The sequence below is a fragment of the Acinetobacter terrestris genome (assembly GCF_004331155.1).
Taxonomy (GTDB): Bacteria; Pseudomonadota; Gammaproteobacteria; order Pseudomonadales; family Moraxellaceae; genus Acinetobacter; species Acinetobacter terrestris.
Genome location: NZ_SJNZ01000018.1, coordinates 51,798 through 69,208, shown reverse-complemented (window position 1 = coordinate 69,208; position 17,411 = coordinate 51,798). Strand labels below are relative to the sequence as shown.

Annotated in this window: 14 protein-coding genes and 1 rRNA gene; 12 read left to right on the top strand and 3 right to left on the bottom strand. The window is 42.7% G+C overall.

The window, feature by feature from the left end; translation table 11 throughout:
- Positions 1-83 precede the first annotated feature (83 nt).
- From rrf to E0H81_RS11080, 7 genes are all read left to right on the top strand, one after another.
- Positions 84-198 (top strand): 5S ribosomal RNA (gene rrf, locus E0H81_RS11110).
- Positions 199-339: 141 nt separating this feature from the next.
- Entirely contained in the window at positions 340-672 is a 333-nt protein-coding gene (locus tag E0H81_RS11105; protein WP_131318916.1) for a hypothetical protein, read from the top strand.
- A 260-nt stretch (positions 673-932) separates the two neighbouring features.
- The gene (locus tag E0H81_RS11100) at positions 933-2,291 is read left to right on the top strand and encodes an MFS transporter (protein ID WP_131318914.1); all 1,359 of its coding nucleotides are present in this window, start codon (positions 933-935) and stop codon (positions 2,289-2,291) included.
- A 339-nt stretch (positions 2,292-2,630) separates the two neighbouring features.
- Entirely contained in the window at positions 2,631-3,980 is a 1,350-nt protein-coding gene (locus tag E0H81_RS11095; protein ID WP_131318912.1) for an aromatic acid/H+ symport family MFS transporter, read from the top strand.
- 91 nt (positions 3,981-4,071) lie between these two features.
- A complete protein-coding gene (locus tag E0H81_RS11090; protein ID WP_131318910.1) occupies positions 4,072-4,872 on the top strand; it encodes a hypothetical protein in 801 nt (266 codons plus the stop codon).
- A gap of 48 nt (positions 4,873-4,920) precedes the next feature.
- Positions 4,921-5,244 (top strand): ankyrin repeat domain-containing protein, encoded by a 324-nt coding sequence (locus tag E0H81_RS11085; protein ID WP_131267639.1) that lies wholly within the window; start codon positions 4,921-4,923, stop codon positions 5,242-5,244.
- 476 nt (positions 5,245-5,720) lie between these two features.
- On the top strand, positions 5,721-7,082 hold the full coding sequence (locus E0H81_RS11080; RefSeq protein ID WP_131318908.1) for an MFS transporter: 1,362 nt from the start codon (positions 5,721-5,723) through the stop codon (positions 7,080-7,082).
- 304 nt (positions 7,083-7,386) lie between these two features.
- Here E0H81_RS11080 and E0H81_RS11075 read toward each other — a convergent pair whose 3' ends face one another.
- A complete protein-coding gene (locus E0H81_RS11075) occupies positions 7,387-8,079 on the bottom strand; it encodes a TIGR04219 family outer membrane beta-barrel protein (RefSeq protein WP_131318906.1) in 693 nt (230 codons plus the stop codon).
- A 147-nt stretch (positions 8,080-8,226) separates the two neighbouring features.
- On the opposite strand from E0H81_RS11075, the gene E0H81_RS11070 reads away from it, so the two are divergent.
- From E0H81_RS11070 to zupT, 4 genes are all read left to right on the top strand, one after another.
- Positions 8,227-9,672, top strand: a complete 1,446-nt coding sequence (locus E0H81_RS11070) for an aldehyde dehydrogenase family protein (protein WP_131318904.1) — start codon at positions 8,227-8,229, stop codon at positions 9,670-9,672.
- Positions 9,673-10,084: 412 nt separating this feature from the next.
- A complete protein-coding gene (locus E0H81_RS11065) occupies positions 10,085-11,560 on the top strand; it encodes a sodium-dependent transporter (protein WP_131318902.1) in 1,476 nt (491 codons plus the stop codon).
- A gap of 10 nt (positions 11,561-11,570) precedes the next feature.
- Entirely contained in the window at positions 11,571-11,681 is a 111-nt protein-coding gene (locus tag E0H81_RS11060) for a methionine/alanine import family NSS transporter small subunit (protein WP_004814066.1), read from the top strand.
- Between the two features lie 89 nt (positions 11,682-11,770).
- Entirely contained in the window at positions 11,771-12,580 is an 810-nt protein-coding gene (gene zupT / locus E0H81_RS11055; RefSeq protein WP_131318900.1) for a zinc transporter ZupT, read from the top strand.
- Positions 12,581-12,671: 91 nt separating this feature from the next.
- Here zupT and rsmB read toward each other — a convergent pair whose 3' ends face one another.
- Positions 12,672-13,979, bottom strand: coding sequence for a 16S rRNA (cytosine(967)-C(5))-methyltransferase RsmB (gene rsmB, locus E0H81_RS11050; RefSeq protein WP_131318898.1), 1,308 nt, complete (start codon positions 13,977-13,979; stop codon positions 12,672-12,674).
- On the bottom strand, positions 13,979-14,938 hold the full coding sequence (gene fmt, locus E0H81_RS11045) for a methionyl-tRNA formyltransferase (RefSeq protein WP_131318896.1): 960 nt from the start codon (positions 14,936-14,938) through the stop codon (positions 13,979-13,981). Before fmt ends, rsmB begins: the two co-directional genes overlap by 1 nt.
- A 429-nt stretch (positions 14,939-15,367) precedes the next feature.
- Between fmt and ilvD the strand changes: the two genes are divergently transcribed.
- Positions 15,368-17,197 carry a dihydroxy-acid dehydratase gene (ilvD, locus tag E0H81_RS11040; RefSeq protein ID WP_131318894.1) on the top strand — a complete coding sequence of 610 codons (1,830 nt, stop codon included), beginning with the start codon at positions 15,368-15,370 and terminating at the stop codon, positions 17,195-17,197.
- The last annotated feature ends 214 nt before the right edge of the window (positions 17,198-17,411 follow it).

Genomic DNA, 17,411 nt, shown 5'->3' with positions numbered 1-17,411 from the left:
AATCTGTTCAGATTTGGAAAAAGCATTGGCATACACTGAAAAGTGAATAGATAAGACCAAAGCAAGTATCCATAAACAGTTGTGCTGGCGACAATAGCAAGAGTGAACCACCTGATCCCTTCCCGAACTCAGAAGTGAAACCTCTTTGCGCTGATGGTAGTGTGGGGTTACCCATGTGAGAGTAAGTCATCGCCAGCTCATTATTCCTAAAAATCCCCCTCCGCATACGCTGAGGGGGATTTTTTTATGCTTAAAATAATAATTCGTATAAAAAATGCACTTATTTTATTATAAGGAAGATCTTAATAAACTTAAATATAAGAATAATTTGGAAAAACTATGCAAATTCTATTCATTTTAATGGTCATATTGGCTTTGATTTACTTTCCAACTAAATATGTTGCTGAATACTTTGGGGCAGAGCGAACCGGATTCTGGGCTATTTTGTGTAGCTTAATTATTAATGGCTTCATCACCCAAGCCATAGGATCATTGATAGACCATAAACTGATTACTTTTGTGGTAATGCTAGGCATTGGTGGCTTACTGTTTCAATATATTCTGTCTGCTGCCAGCTATAAACAAGGCTTCTTCATTTCTTTATTGAGTCAAGTTGCAATTCTGGTCTGCCTCCTGGTATTTGCTAGTACGTATAGTGTGGTAGCCAGCTAGTATTTTTTCATAGATGAGCAAAATAATTTACTTAAAACCCTCCTTTTCCTGCGACTAAATTGATTAAAAACTGGACCGCTGAGTCTAGTTTTTCACGTCATTTTGCGACCTTTGTATAGTATTTGAGAAAAGTTCAGCGTGCTCAACTAGCGCAGTTGCGAAAGCATGGCGCGATAAATCAATAAAAATAAAATCAAAGAGTTAAATGTCATGTGTCGCGGTTAAAAACGATGAAATTGAAAACTCACAGGAGGTGAGACGTGACAATGAATACAGTTAATGTGAATGAGGTCATTGATAAGGCCAAATTTACCCCATTTCACTTTAAGGTCGTGTTCTGGTGTTTGATAATTATTCTATTTGACGGCTATGACTTGGCGATTAATGGTGTGACGCTTCCACTCTTAATGCAAGATTGGGGCTTAAGCGCAGTACAAGCAGGAATGTTAGCCAGTACAGCACTTGCAGGCATGATGTTTGGTGCGATGATGTTCGGGACATTGGCAGACAAGATTGGCCGTAAGAAAGTCATCATGATTTGTGTATTGCTGTTTAGTGGCTTTACCTTTGCAGGCGGTTTTGCCTCGAATCCGACTGAATTCGGTGTATTACGTTTCCTGGCCGGTTTGGGTATTGGTGGTGTAATGCCAAACCTGGTGGCTTTAACCTCTGAATATGCACCAGCACGCTTACGTGCGACTTTGGTTACTACAATGTTCAGTGGCTATGCGGTAGGTGGTGTGATGGCAGCTTTATTGGGCGCATGGTTTACCCCGGATTTTGGTTGGCAAATCATGTTCTTTATCGCGGGTGTGCCGTTATTATTATTGCCTCTGATCTGGAAATTCCTGCCTGAATCATTGACCTTCTTGGTGAAAGCCCAAAAGCATGATAATGCCCGTCAAATCATGCAGCGTTTAGATGATCAGCTGAGTTTAAATGCACAAACTCAATTGGTTTTAAGCGAGATCAAAATTGCTGAACCTGCTTTTGTCAGCAGCCTGTTTAAGCAGGGGCGTACAGCGAACACACTGCTGTTCTGGTTAGCTTTCTTTATGTGTTTACTTACACTTTATGCGTTGGGCAGCTGGTTACCGAAACTGATGATGGCGGCAGGCTATTCATTAGGTAACAGTTTAATGTTCCTGCTAGCGATGAATATTGGTGCAGTAATTGGTACTGTGGGCGGCGGTATTCTGGCAGACAAGTTCCATTTAAAACCTGTGATTATTACCTTATGTCTGTCAGGTGCAGTGGCATTATCACTGTTAGGCTTTAAGTCACCTCAGCCTGTGATTTACTTCCTGGTTGCAGTAGCAGGTGCTTCAGCGATTGGTGGCCAGATTCTGCTGTATAGCTATGTTGCGCAATACTACCCGTTAACCGTCCGTTCAACTGGTATTGGTTGGGCTTCAGCAGTGGGACGTAGTGGGGCAATTGTCGGTCCAATCCTGATCGGGATGCTACTGGGTATGGAGTTACCACATCAGTTGAACTTCATGGCTGTCGGTCTTCCAGTGGTGATTGTAGCCATTGCCGTGTCACTGATTGTGCGTAAAGACCGTGCTGTTGATGTAGATTCAGTCACCGAACAGAAGCTTAAAGCTGTCAAGGCTTAGTGATCCACCGGTTCTTATATTCATTTTTAGTCTTTAAAAACCGTGAAACCCCTTTAAATAAGGGGTTTTGTTATTCAAATTCATAAACTTTTAAGAAAGCAAAAAGATTTTTAAATAGTAAAAATATTTTTTAAAATAATAAAATGTATATATATCAATGATTTTTGATCTTTTGATATGTGAATCAGGATATAAAAATACCCATTTATATAGACGAAAGTTGCATAACATATAGTCTTATTGTGACGTAAAACACGCTTCAGTATATTCGCTCGGGCTGATTCGTTATCACAATGATCAGTAGGATTTATGGACAAGTACTCATGGGAGATGAGAACGATGACAACGGAAAAAATAGATGTTAATTCTGTAGTAGATCATGCGAAATTTACGCCATTTCACTTTAATGTAGTTGCTTGGTGTTTACTCATTATCCTATTTGATGGTTATGATCTCGCGATTAATGGCGTGACTTTGCCATTGCTGATGAATGATTGGGGCCTGAGTGCTGTTCAAGCAGGCATGTTAGCCAGTACCGCGCTTGCGGGCATGATGTTTGGCGCAATGTTCTTTGGATCATTGGCAGACAAAATTGGCCGTAAAAAAGTCATCATGATTTGTATTGTGCTGTTTAGCGGACTGACTTTTGCAGGTGGTTTTGCCTCGAATCCGACTGAATTTGGTATTTTACGTTTCTTGGCTGGTCTTGGGATTGGCGGTGTGATGCCAAACCTGGTGGCTTTAACCTCTGAATATGCACCGCAAAAGATGCGTAGTACGCTGGTGACCACGATGTTTAGTGGTTATGCCGTGGGTGGCGTAATGGCTGCTTTACTTGGCTCATGGTTTACCCCAGATTTTGGCTGGCAGATCATGTTCTTTATCGCAGGCATTCCTTTATTTTTACTGCCTCTGATCTGGAAATTCTTACCTGAATCTTTAGCGTTTATGGTGAAGCAGAATAAACAGGCTGAAGCACGTCGTATCGTGCGTCGCTTAGCACCGAATGTGAAAGTAACTGACAACACCGTATTCACTTTACCGCAAGAAAGCGTGCCTGAAGCTGCAAACGTGGTGAGCTTGTTCCGTCGTGGTCGTGCAACCAATACCTTGTTGTTCTGGCTTGCGTTCTTTACCTGCTTACTGACGATGTATGCATTAAGCAGCTGGTTGCCGAAACTTATGATGGCGGCTGGTTACTCAATGGATAACAGCTTGATGTTCATGATGGTAATGAACGTGGGTGCTGTGGTTGGTATCGTCGGCGGTGGTATTCTTGCTGACCGTTTCCACTTGAAACCTGTACTGATGTTCCTTGGAATTATGGGTGCGATTGTGATGAGCTTAATGGGCTTCCAATCAAATCAATTCCTTCTGTACATTTTGGTGTTCTTGGCAGGTGCAGCTTCAATTGGCTCGCAAATGCTTCTATATAGCTATGTAGCGCAATATTACCCGCTTGCTGTACGTTCGACAGGAATTGGTTGGTCTTCTGCAATTGGCCGTATGGGGGCGATTGTAGGTCCAATTTTAATTGGTGGTTTGCTCGGTATGAACTTACCTGCGTACTTTAACTTTATGGCGGTAGGTTTACCTGTATTGATTACTGCGATTGCGGTTGCATTGATTATGAGTGAAGATGAAGCTGAAAAGATTAAAGCATCGAAACAGATAGCAGCCAAAGCTTAGAAATTAAGTTTGAAAAGAAGCCTCCGAAAGGGGGCTTTTTTTTTAAAATTTATTAGATAATACACAATTCTTATTTTTAGAGGGGGAATGTATGGGTTCAGAATTAGTAAAACTTAGAAGACGCAAAGATGCTAAAGAAACACTTAAACAAATAGAGCGAAAAAGAGAAAATTATTTTCTAATCCATTATTCATGTGAATCTTTTTATGATATTCAAGATGGTAGAACACCTAGAATTACATCTATAGCGATCAGAAATTTTTATTCTGGCCAAACCCATTCATTTTCAATACATAAAACAGCAGAACAAAAGAATATTAGTTTTGAAAAGATCTCTGATGCCTACGATAAGTTAGAAAAAGGAATGTTAGGGGAATACTTTGAGTACTTAGCCTTAAATAAAGGCAGTTACTATCTACATTGGAACATGAGAGATATTAATTATGGATTCCAAGCAATTGAACATAGATTTAAAGTTTTAGGTGGTAAACCATATTTAATTGATGATGATAGAAAAATTGATTTAGCTAGACTTTTAATTAGTTTATATACCGTTAGATATACCTCTCATGGGGAAAATGGACGACTACATAGTATATGTGAGCTAAATAGAATTACAGGTAAAGATATGCTAAATGGAAAAGAAGAAGCCGCTGCTTTTATTGATAAAGATTTTATAAAACTACATCGATCAACTTTACGAAAAGTTGATGTTATGTCCAATATTCTTGAAAGAATTCTAGATGGATCAATTAAAACCCAAGCAAATTGGATAGCAAAAAATGGCGTTCATCCAATAGTTTTAGTAGAGTTGGTCAAAGAACATTGGCTTATTGCTTCTATTATTGGATGTATTAGTTTTGCAGGGACAATGAAAACTTTATTTTTTTAGAGTTAAAATCATTTCGTACATAGCCTTTATATAATTATAGGACAATAAATGAAACTCAACTCATTCTCCCCAATCCCTGAAGATGACGACGAACTGCATCTTCCTGAACTGGTGTACTGGGCCTCAATCGGTGACATTGAGCAGGTTGAACAGCGCCTTCAAGAAGGTCTAGACGTCAACTCAGCCGATGATGAAGGCTATAGCGCTTTACAGGCAGCCGCTGAAAATGATCATCTGGAAGTGGTGAAGCTACTGGTGAGCAAAGGCGCAGATGTCGATCATCGCAGTACTTACACTGCTTTAGAGCTGGCTGAAATGGCAGGCAATAAAGATGTTGTGGCTTATCTAAAAAGCTTGGAAAGTCTGCATTAATACATTAATAAAACAAGCCCTAGACTGATAGGGCTTTGTTTATATCAGTAGCTTTAAGATCACTTCGGTTGTATTTATCCATTGTGATGCTCAAATTTTATTGCTGTTTTTAGCTGGATAAATATACTTTTTTGCCAACGTTTAATCGTGTATTCGAAGATATCTGTGTCTATCATTTTAGGGTTTTTAGGCGGCAAACTCTGACAATCTTTCAATCAAATCATCTTTAGTCGAATATAAAATTTTAAATTTTTAAGATATTGTTTTTATTAAATAAAATAAAGATGAACTATAGTTCACAGCAAAATATGTAACAAAAAATCCTAGTCTTAGCTCGTATTATCCTGTCATTTTATTTCAGATAAGGTTTTATATACCTTCAAGGTATAGGTTTATGCCTTTCAAGTTGTGGACAAAATTCCGCCAGAAACCCATTGTAGGTGAAAATTCAAGTCTCACATTGGAGGTGAGTACTCATGACAGCGACAACAATGAATGTAAATGCTGTAGTGGATCAAGCCAAGTTCAAGTCATTTCACTTGAAACTTGTGCTTTGGTGTCTGTTTATTGTGTTATTTGACGGTTATGACCTGGCCATTAATGGTGTAGTTTTACCATTACTCATGCAAGAGTGGGGCATGAGTGCCGTGCAGGCAGGCATGTTGGCCAGTACAGCTTTAGCCGGCATGATGTTTGGCGCAATGGGCTTTGGTATGTTGGCGGATAAAATTGGCCGCAAAAAAGTGATTTTAATTTGCGTTTCATTGTTCAGCCTGTTTACGTTTTTAGGTGGATTTGCCACCAATCCTACAGAATTTGGAATATTACGCTTTATTGCAGGCCTGGGCATTGGCGGCGTATTGCCAAATCTAGTGGCTTTAACTTCAGAATATGCACCACAACGTGTGCGCAGTACTTTAGTGACCACCATGTTTAGTGGCTATGCCATGGGTGGGATTCTGGCAGCGTTGTGTGGAACTTGGTTTACCGCGGATTATGGTTGGCAGATCATGTTCTATATTGCAGTGATTCCTTTACTGTTTGTGCCTTTATTCTGGAAATTCCTGCCGGAATCTTTAATCTTTCTGGTTAAAGCAAACAAACAAGATCAGGCGCGTCATTTTTTACAAAAAGTTGAGCCGGCAGCACAAGTATCTGCAAATACACAATTGGTTTTAGCTTCGACTGATCAATCGGGAAGTACTTCAGTAAAAGAATTATTCAGTGAAAATCGTGCGGTAGGAACATTCCTGTTTTGGCTGGCATTTTTCATGTGTTTATTAATGCTTTATGCATTAGGCAGCTGGTTGCCAAAACTGATGATGGCAGCGGGTTATTCTTTAGGCAGCAGCTTAATGTTCTTACTGGCATTGAATGTTGGCGCAGTGATTGGAACAATCAGTGGAGGGGTTTTAGCGGACCGCTTTGACTTTAAACGCGTTCTGATTGGTATGTTAGTTGTAGGCGTACTTTCTTTAGTGGGACTCGGCTTCAATTCTCCACAGCCTGTTATTTATTTACTGGTGAGCCTTGCAGGTGCATCTTCAATTGGCAGCAGCATTTTACTGTACAGTTATGTTGCACAGTATTATCCGGTTGCAGTCCGTTCAACGGGTATTGGCTGGGCATCGGCAGTGGGTCGTACCGGGGCAATTGTCGGTCCAATCGTGATTGGTATGCTTTTGGGCATGGAACTGCCGCATAAATGGAATTTTATCGCGGTGGCGATTCCTGGAATTATTGGCGCACTTGCCATCTTCTTTATCCGTCCAGCAAAAAAGGCTGAAATTAAAGCTGAACCAAAAGTTGCGGCACCTGCACAAGCTATCCGTTCTTAAAACAGCGAATCTATTGAAAATAAATTCTCTTTAAACTTAAGCCTCCTTCGGGAGGCTTTTTTATGTGTGTATGAAGTTAATTTGAGGCATGAAAAAAGCCCCATCATCCTGATAGGGCTTCTTCGTATTGGTGACTTAGGTATAACTCCTGTCCTACCTCACATCCTGATGCTCAAACTGATTATTATTGTTTTTAGTTTGGGAAACTTCCTGTTTCCTGATGAATTAAATATAGTGTGAATCAAACAGCTTGAACAGCTGTCGTTTTCTGCAGTTCATGTAAGCTAAAGCGTACAACAATGCCTTAGAAATGCGCTTCTAGACCAATATAAGGTCCTTTAAATTTCAATTTGGTTTCCTGGTCTGAACCTTCTTCCAGCTGGATATCTAAAATGCGATAACCGGCTTTGGCACCGACATCGACCAGTAGGGTATCGACAAAGTCATATTTCAGTTCTACCTGAGCATCAGTCACTTGGCTATCAGTTAACTTGGCAAAACTGGCTTCTGCCTTGGCACTAAGTCCCGTGAATGGCAGTTTGACTCCGGCTTCTGCATAGAGCATGGGTAAGGTTTCATTGACTTCAGTATTTTGGGTAAAGTTCTGCTGGATTTTTCCATCCAGTAATTTGGCACCCAGGCCAACATCGGCAGAGACCACATTATCGAGGATTTCGTAATACAGAATGAAGTCGGAATAATCCAGATCGAGCTGATGGCTTTTTACCCCGGCAAGACTCTGATTACTTTCAGCCTGTAAATTGGTATGTTTAATTTTGGCGTTGGGTAAAAAGGGGATCGGGTGTTCTACGGCAACCGAAAATGACATGCCGTGATCATCTTCAAGTTGGGCTTGTGCAAGTGCTGATGCTGGATTGCTTAAATCTGCACTATAGTTCCAGTAATCGATGCCGGCTTTAACACCAATGAAGTCGGCTTGTGCAGAGCTGACTGCGCCAAGTCCAAGGATGAAGCAAAATAATTTGAGTGATTGCATGGATATCCTGAATATGTGATCCGTTATTTTTAGAAAATAATTTTGTTACTTAAATATAGTGAACTGCTGTCCAACTCAGCGCATCATATAGTGAATGAAAGAAAATTGCATTGCTGTTATTTCTAGAAAATGAAAGGAATTTTTTACATGGCAGATAAAGCTGTAAACGTGATTGATTATCCTCTGTATGTTGCAGGTAAAGCGGTTAAAACCGAGCAATGGCTTGAAGTAGAACATAAATATACGCATGAGCTGTATGCACGGGTGGCTTTGGCAAATGAACAAACCATCGCAAAAGCCATTCAGTCCGCAGTAAAAGCGGAAAAAGAAATGGCAGCGTTGGAACCTTTTCAAAAACAAAAAATCTTGCTGCATTGTGTGAAACGCTTTAATGAAATGCGAGCGGAGTTGACAGAAATTCTGATTGCAGAAGGCGGAAAACCGAGCAAGGCAGCGGCGGCGGAAGTGGAACGTCTTATCAATACCTTTCAAATTGCGGCCGATGCGGTCACCCAGCTGGACGATGGGCGCATGATTCCTTTGGCGGTCACAGCAGCCGCATCGGGTTATCAAGGCATGATGAAATATGCCCCGATTGGCGCAGTCTCATTAATTAGCCCGTTCAATTTTCCACTAAATCTGACCGCACATAAAATTGCCCCGGCAATTGCTGCGGGTTGCCCATTTGTGCTTAAACCGGCCAGCTTAACCCCTATTTCAGCATTGAAAATCGCCGAGGTTCTGGCCGAGACCGACTTGCCCAAAGGCGCATTTTCAATTTTACCCTGTCCGCGTGAACATGCCGATGTACTGGTTACCGATGACCGTTTCAAACTGCTCAGTTTTACCGGCTCGGATGTGGTCGGTTGGGACATGAAAGCACGTGCCGGGCGCAAGAAAGTGATCTTGGAGCTGGGCGGTAATGCCGCCGTCATGATAGATGCAGATACTGAAATTAGCGATGCTTTGGTGAATCGTTTGATTGGCGGCGCTTATAACCACGCCGGGCAGGTGTGTATTAGTGTGCAGCGCATTTTGGTGCATGCAGATGTCTATGCCGAACTGAAGAAAAAATTGGTGACTCAGCTGAAAAAAATTAAAGCTGCCGATCCGCGGCTGGATAGCACGCTGGTTGGCCCGATGATTAAGGAATCAGAAGCTTTGCGCCTGAAAAAATGGGTCGATAAAGCGGTGGAAAAAGGTGCTAGCTTGCTGGTCGGTGGTGAGCTGAACGGGGTGATGTTTGAACCGACTTTGCTTGAAAATGTCGATGATTCTTTAGAAGTATATAAAGATGAAGTGTTCGGGCCTGTGGCAATAATTGAGAAGTATGAAAGCTTTGAACAAGGTATAGAGCGAATCAATAGCAGCCGTTTTGGTTTACAGGCCGGGGTGTACACCCAGAACCTGAATAAAATGCTGTATGCCTGGGATCACTTGCATGTCGGTGGCGTGATTATTAATGACATTCCCTCTTTCCGGGTCGATAACATGCCTTATGGCGGCGTGAAAGACTCCGGTCTGGGACGTGAAGGCGTGCAATATGCGATTCGTGACATGCAGGAACAGCGTATTCTAGCGATTAAAAGATAAAAAAAATTCCGGGCAATCAGTATTTTGAAAGATGCTGATTGCCATTCAGCTAAACAAATAAAAAAAATATCACCTTTTAAAAAAAGCACGCTAACTTAAACAGACGGTAAAATTAGCCATATTTTGATCAATTCATAATTTATAGATTATAAAATTAAATAATTTCCGCAAAAACTACAGAAAAAGCTCGAAAAAATGGGTATTGTTCAAGCATTGAAAGGCAAAAAGACGCAAAAGACTTTAAGCAAGATTTTGTGATGACGGCCTGTTTGCAATTTAGAACAGCATGCTCAAAAGGCGTAGAACTAACTTCAGACATAAAAAGATTAATTTTTGAATGGTACTTTTTCTTGCTCGCCAGATAATTCAACAACAGGCGGCATTTAAAGGGATCTAAAGGCTTAGGTGTTCTATGACAGATACTCGAGAAAACTGGTCAGCCCGATCAGGATTTATTATTGCAGCAATTGGCTCTGCAGTAGGTTTGGGGAATATTTGGCGCTTTCCATATATTGCCTATGAAAATGGTGGCGGGGCATTCCTGATTCCTTATCTGATTGCGATTTTTGCAGCAGGTTTACCTTTATTATTTTTAGATTATGCAGTCGGACACAAGTTCCGCAAAGCACCACCAATGGCCTATAAAAAACTCATGAATGCAGAATCTCTGGGTTGGTGGCAGGTGATGGTGACTCTGATCATCGGGATTTATTATGCCAGCGTATTGTCCTGGGCCGGCAGTTATATGTTCTATTCCTTTGGGCAGCAGTGGGGAACAGATACTCAAGGCTTCTTCTTCAACAGCTACCTGCAAAATGGTGAGGGGCTGACGTTCGGCTTTGTGCCTGTACTGTTCTTTGGTCTGGTGGTCGTTTGGGCAGTGGTCATGCTGATTCTTTACGGTGGGGTACGCCGTGGGGTAGAACTGGCGAATAAAATCTTTATGCCATTGCTGGTGATTTTATTCACGATCCTGGTGATTCAGGCGGTCCGTTTACCCGGTGCCGTTAATGGTTTAAATGCCTTCTTTACCCCGAACTGGGACGCCATGACCAATTATAAAGTCTGGCTGGCAGCTTTTGGTCACATCTTCTTCTCACTATCGGTGGGCTTCGGGATTATGTTGACTTATTCTTCTTATTTGAAACGCAAAACTAACCTGACTGGTTCAGGCGTCGTGGTGGCATTGGCCAACTCGTCTTTTGAAATCTTGGCGGGTATTGGTGTCTTTGCAGCGCTTGGTTTTATGGCGTTCAGCTCAGGCGCCAAAGTTGAAGATGTAGTATCTGGTGGTATCGGTCTGGCCTTTATTGCCTTCCCGAAAATCATTTCCAGTTTAGGCGCAGGCGGTGACCTGTTCGGTTTCTTATTCTTCGGGTCATTAACCGTTGCGGGTATAACCTCGATGGTGAGCATCCTGCAGGTGCCAATTGCGGCATTCCAGGACAAGCTTGGCTGGTCAAAGAACAAGTCAGTGACCATTATTGCTGGTGGTTCAGCAGTGGTGTCGACCATAATCTTCTCGTCCCATAGTGCCATTACATTTGTCGACATCATTGACTACTTCGCTAACAACATTGGTATTGTCGGTGGTGGTCTGTTCTCGATTATTTTATTGTCTTGGTTCCGCCGTCCATTGATGAAACAGCTGGAAACGCATGTGAACGAATATGCTAGTTTGAAGCTGGGGGGCAGCTGGAAGTTCATGCTGACCGTGATCACGCCGTTGTCTTTATTATTGGCATTGGGTTTAACCTTGAAATCAATCATGGCAGAAGGCTATGGTGATTATCCCGCAAGTACGCTGTGGGTGATCGGTGGGGGCACCATTGCATTCTTTATTCTGGGCGCCATTTTATTAAGCCTAGTTAAAGATCGTCATAGTTAGGAGAAGGAATATGAATACATCTGCATTGATCATGATGATTTTCTCCATTGTTTTATTATGGGGTGGTCTGGTACTGTCTGTCATTCATCTGGCAAAAAATCCGGAAGAACCAGAAGACTAAGAATCTTCAAATAAACTGATTGTTGTTGTAAACGAAAGTCATTATCATTTATGGTAATGGCTTTCTTGTTTCTGAAATGGAGCACATTGATGCAAACCATTTTGCAGCACCAAGTGTGGATCGCATTTGCAGTGACCTTTCTTGCCGGATTGGCCACGGTGATTGGTGGAGCATTGGTTTTATTTTTTAGGCAACCCAGCTATCGCCTGTTATCTTTCGGCCTGGCTTTTTCAGCAGGGGCAATGATCTATGTTTCCCTGACTGAAATTTTAAATAAATCGATTGCTTCGTTTAGTCAGGCTTTTGATCCTAAATTTGGTTTTGCCTTTGGTACTTTTGCCTTTTTATCTGGGGTGATTTTAGTCTTGCTCCTGGATCATTTTATTCCCAATCCACATGAAACCATTGAACCGAACAATGCCGCCGAGATCGAACAACGACAATTAAGGCGTACCGGTTTACTGACTTTATTCGCCATTACGGCACACAACTTCCCTGAAGGTTTGGCAACCTTTTTTGCGACATTAGAAAGTCCGACCTTGGGTGCACCATTAGCAGTAGCCATTGCTATTCATAATATTCCTGAAGGTATTGCGATTACCTTACCGGTCTATATGGCGACCGGACGCAGAGATTTGGCTCTAGGCGCCAGTTTTGTTTCTGCTTTGGCCGAGCCATTGGGTGCGGCACTCGGTTACTTTATTTTGGCACCGTTTATGAGTTTTAGTGTGTATGGTGCGGTATTTGGCGTGATTGGCGGGGTGATGGTATTTTTGGCCTTGGATGAACTGTTACCCACAGCAAAGCGTTACGCCAAAGGGCATGAAACGGTGTATGGACTGGTCATTGGGATGGCATCTTTAGCGCTTAGTTTAGTGCTGTTTAAATTTGTCAGTTAAAAAAATATATTTAAAAACATATATTTAAGAAACGTACACATAAAAAAGGCGGCTCGAAAGCCACCTTTTTATTTGCATTACCGTTATGTCGTTAAGCAGTTTTCTGGATACGGCAATAGAAGAATCCATCGCCATGACCCACTTGTGGCAATAACTGACGACCGTGGATTTGTTCAATTCCCCAGTCCGCATCAATTTTTTGTTCTTGTGCATCGGCATGATTGGCGAAGAAATCCACCATTTGCTGTTCATTTTCAGCTTTTAAAATCGAGCAGGTGATGTACAGCAAGGTGCCACCGACTTTCAGCTGTTGCCACATATTTTCAAGAATCTGTTTTTGCAACTCAACCGTTTTGGCAATATCACCCGACTGACGCAGTAAACGAATGTCTGGATGGCGACGAATCACACCAATCGCTGAACATGGCGCGTCCAGTACGATGCAATCTGCAAGCTCAGGTGCAGTCCATGTCGCTGCATTTGCGGTGATAATTTCCACGTGTTTGCCATCGAGAATCAGGCGCTCCAGGTTTTCGGAGACACGTTTCAAGCGTTTTTCGTCTTGGTCGAGTGCAATCAGTTTTTTCGGCTGATATTTCTCTAAAAGATGCGCCGTTTTACCACCCGGTGCTGCACAGGCATCAATCACAAATTTGCCGTCCAGATTGGGCACTAGGCTTGCGCAAAGCTGAGCGTGTTCATCCTGTACCGAAAAACCGCCGGCTTCAAAACCTGGCAGGCTCGGCACATGAATGCTTTCATCCAGCACAATACCGACATCGGAAAGTTCGCAACGATGTGCGTCGATGCCTTCATCTTCCAGAATGTCGAGATATTCTTCACGGCTGACCTGGCGGGTATTGACACGCAAAGTCAGTGGCGCAACCTGTTTAAGCTCGTAGCTGAGTTCTGCAAATTGCTCGCCCCAGTCCTTTTTCAAACGTTTAGCCAACCAGCTTGGTAAATTCGACGCATTTTCCAATACATCGTAGAACTGTTCGGTTTCACGCGTTGCACGGCGTAAAATGGCATTCACCACGCCACTTAAACTTTCCATGCCCAGTTGTTTGCTGGCTTCTACCGTTTCAGAAATTGCGGCATGTGCAGCCACACGGGTACACAGCAATTGATATAAACCGACATATAAACAGGTTTCAACCACCGGATTTTCAAGTGGTACAGTAAGCAGGGGTAAAGTCACCTGTTTCAGGGCGTGCCACTGGCGTAGACAGCCAAGCACCAGTTCGTGATACAACGCGCGGTCTTTGTCTGACACGATATTCATGTGCTGATTTAACACAGATGCCAGTGATTGACCATTTTGGACAGCCAATAACGTTTTAACAACCTGAGCACGTAAGTTTAAAGTCTTACCAGAGGCGTGGGGAGATTGTCTCATTATAAAATTTGTCCGATATTCAGTTTTTGAGTTTGTAAAATTTGTACGGCATTCAGCGGTTTGCCACCCGGCCATTGTAAAGCAGTTAGCGTGATTACAGTGTTATTTGCGCAGGCAACATGGACGCCGTGTTTATCAATTGCAATGATTTCACCCACTTGAGCATTTTCTGCAGTGGCATTGGATAACTGGGAGTTCCAGACACGCAGGTTGTTTTGCTCATCGAGTACGATAAATGCCACGGGCCACGGATTAAAGGCACGAATATTACGGTCGATTTGTAGCGCATCGATTGACCAGTCAATCTGAGCTTCAGCTTTTGACAATTTGTGTGCATAGACAGTCAAAGCTTCATCCTGAACTTCACGCGTTTCTAAATAGTGCTGTAATGTTTGTTCTGAATCTAAAACAGCGGCAATGGCTGCCGCGCCCTGAATCGCGAGTTTGTCATGCAAAGTTGCAGAAGTATCGGTGGATTCAATCGGGCAGATAGTTTTATACATCATGTCACCAGTATCCAGACCAGCAGCCATTTTCATAATGGTGACGCCGGTTTCGCGATCGCCGGTAGCAATGGCACGTTGAATCGGGGCTGCACCGCGCCAGCGTGGCAATAATGAACCATGAATATTTAAACAGCCATATTTAGGCGTGTCTAAAACCACTTGCGGCAAGATCAGGCCATAGGCTGCCACCACCATAATATCAGCGCCCAAAGCAGCCAGTTCTTGTTGAGCTGCCAGACCTTCTTCAGTAGAAGACTTGAAATGTAACGGTTGATAAACCGGAATATTGTGTTCTAAAGCCAATTTTTTGACTGCGGATGCGTGAAGTTTTTGCCCGCGACCTGCTTTGCGGTCAGGTTGGGTATAAACAGCCACAATTTCATGGTCGGTTTTTAACAGCGCGTCTAAGGCGACCGCTGCAAATTCTGGGGTACCCGCAAAGATGATTTTCACACATGAAATTCCAAATAAACTTAACTTATTATAAGGCAAAACCAGAGCGAGACCTAAGGTCGTGTACATGAACTCACAAGCTACTGAAACTAAGATACTTATCTCAATTTTTTGAAGATGGGTTTTCATTTAAAAGCGATTAATAATAAAATAAAGTAATGCAAAATTAAAAAATTATTCATGAAAGTTTTGTATTTAATTCAGTGTTATGGCGTTATATTAGCTTTCAGTATCAGTTTATTTTATATGAATCGTCGAAAGATCCATAGATTTCTCTCGTAAAAGATCATGCTTACAGGACTTTGCTTAACTGCAAGCTGTAGTAAGATATATCTATATTTCGACTGATTTAGCGTTATATATCAGTATCATTCAGCCAGAGTGAATCCTAGAATTCATTTCGAGCACAAACTTTGTTGGAAATACACAATGCCTGACTATCGTTCAAAAACATCGACACACGGAAGAAACATGGCGGGTGCGCGTGGCTTATGGCGCGCAACCGGAATGAAAGATGAAGATTTTGGTAAACCGATTATTGCGGTGGTCAACTCTTTCACTCAGTTTGTACCGGGTCACGTCCATTTGAAAGACTTAGGTCAGCTTGTGGCACGTCAAATTGAAGCATCAGGCGGTGTAGCCAAAGAATTCAATACCATTGCCGTAGATGACGGAATTGCGATGGGGCATGACGGCATGCTGTATTCATTGCCTTCACGTGACCTGATTGCGGACTCGGTTGAATACATGGTCAATGCACACTGTGCCGATGCCATGGTCTGTATTTCCAACTGTGACAAAATCACTCCGGGCATGTTGATGACAGCAATGCGTCTCAATATTCCAGTGGTGTTCGTGTCGGGTGGCCCAATGGAAGCGGGTAAAGTCAAAATTCGTGGTGATGAAAAAGCCATTGATTTGGTCGACGCGATGATTGTTGCAGCAGATGACAGTTTCACCGATGAAGAAGTAGCTGAATACGAACGCTCTGCCTGTCCAACCTGTGGTTCATGTTCAGGCATGTTCACCGCCAACTCAATGAACTGTTTAACTGAAGCTTTGGGTCTGTCTTTACCGGGTAACGGTTCAACTTTAGCTACGCATGCCAACCGTAAAAAATTATTCGAACGTGCAGGTCAGTTGATTGTAGAACTGGCAAAACGCCATTATGAACAAGATGATTACAGCATTTTACCGCGTTCAATTGCGACTAAAGCAGCGTTTGAAAATGCCATGACTTTAGATGTTTCAATGGGCGGTTCAACCAATACTGTACTGCATTTATTGGCCGCGGCACATGAAGCTGAAGTCGATTTCACCATGACTGACATTGATCGTCTTTCTCGTAACGTTCCAGTGCTGTGTAAAGTGGCACCAGCAAAACAAGATGTACATATGGAAGACGTACACCGTGCAGGCGGGATTATGTCAATCTTGGGTGAACTTGACCGCGCAGGCTTATTGGATACTTCAGTACCCACAGTACATGAAAAAACCTTAAAAGATGCCTTGGATAAATGGGACATCATCCGTACTGAAGATGCTGATGTCTACGAGTTTTTCCGCTCAGCCCCAGGCGGTGTGCCGACTCAAACTGCTTTCTCGCAAAACCGTTATTACCAAACTTTAGATGGCAACCGTGAAACCGGTGTAATCCGTAATGCAGAACATGCCTTCTCGCAAGATGGCGGATTGGCAGTGCTTTACGGCAACATTGCACTGGATGGCTGTATCGTCAAAACGGCTGGTGTAGATGATTCGATTTTAAAATTCAACGGCACAGCACGTGTCTTTGAAAGTCAGGATGCTGCGGTAGAAAGTATTTTGGGTGGCGGTATTAAAGCCGGTGATGTAGTGGTAATTCGCTACGAAGGTCCACGTGGTGGCCCAGGTATGCAGGAAATGTTGTATCCAACCAGCTACCTTAAATCGAAAGGTTTAGGTAAAGAATGTGCCTTATTGACCGATGGTCGTTTCTCTGGCGGTTCATCAGGTCTTTCAATTGGTCACGTATCGCCTGAAGCGGCTGAAGGCGGTGCAATTGGTCTGGTTGAAGATGGCGATATCATCGAAATTGATATTCCAAACCGTACCATTCACTTGGCTGTGGATGATGCAACCATGGCTGCGCGCCGTGAAGTGCAAGAAGCCAAAGGCTGGCATCCAGTTGAGGAACGTCCACGTAAAATTTCAAAAGCACTGAAAGCGTATGCCATGCATACCACAAGTGCGGCGAAAGGTGCGGTACGTGAAATCTAATTTGTAGTTTTTACAGATTAAAAAAGCACTCCAGATGGGGTGCTTTTTTATGCCACATCATTTGAGTATTTACCGTTATTCGTTTCATGGAGTGCGACAGGAAGTCGCATGTTTCCTCGTATGACAGGGATGTCATATCGAGGAAACAAAGGGATTTTGTTTACTTTTGTCCAGTCAAAAGTAAAGTAAAGCCTACACACTCATCATATCGTCC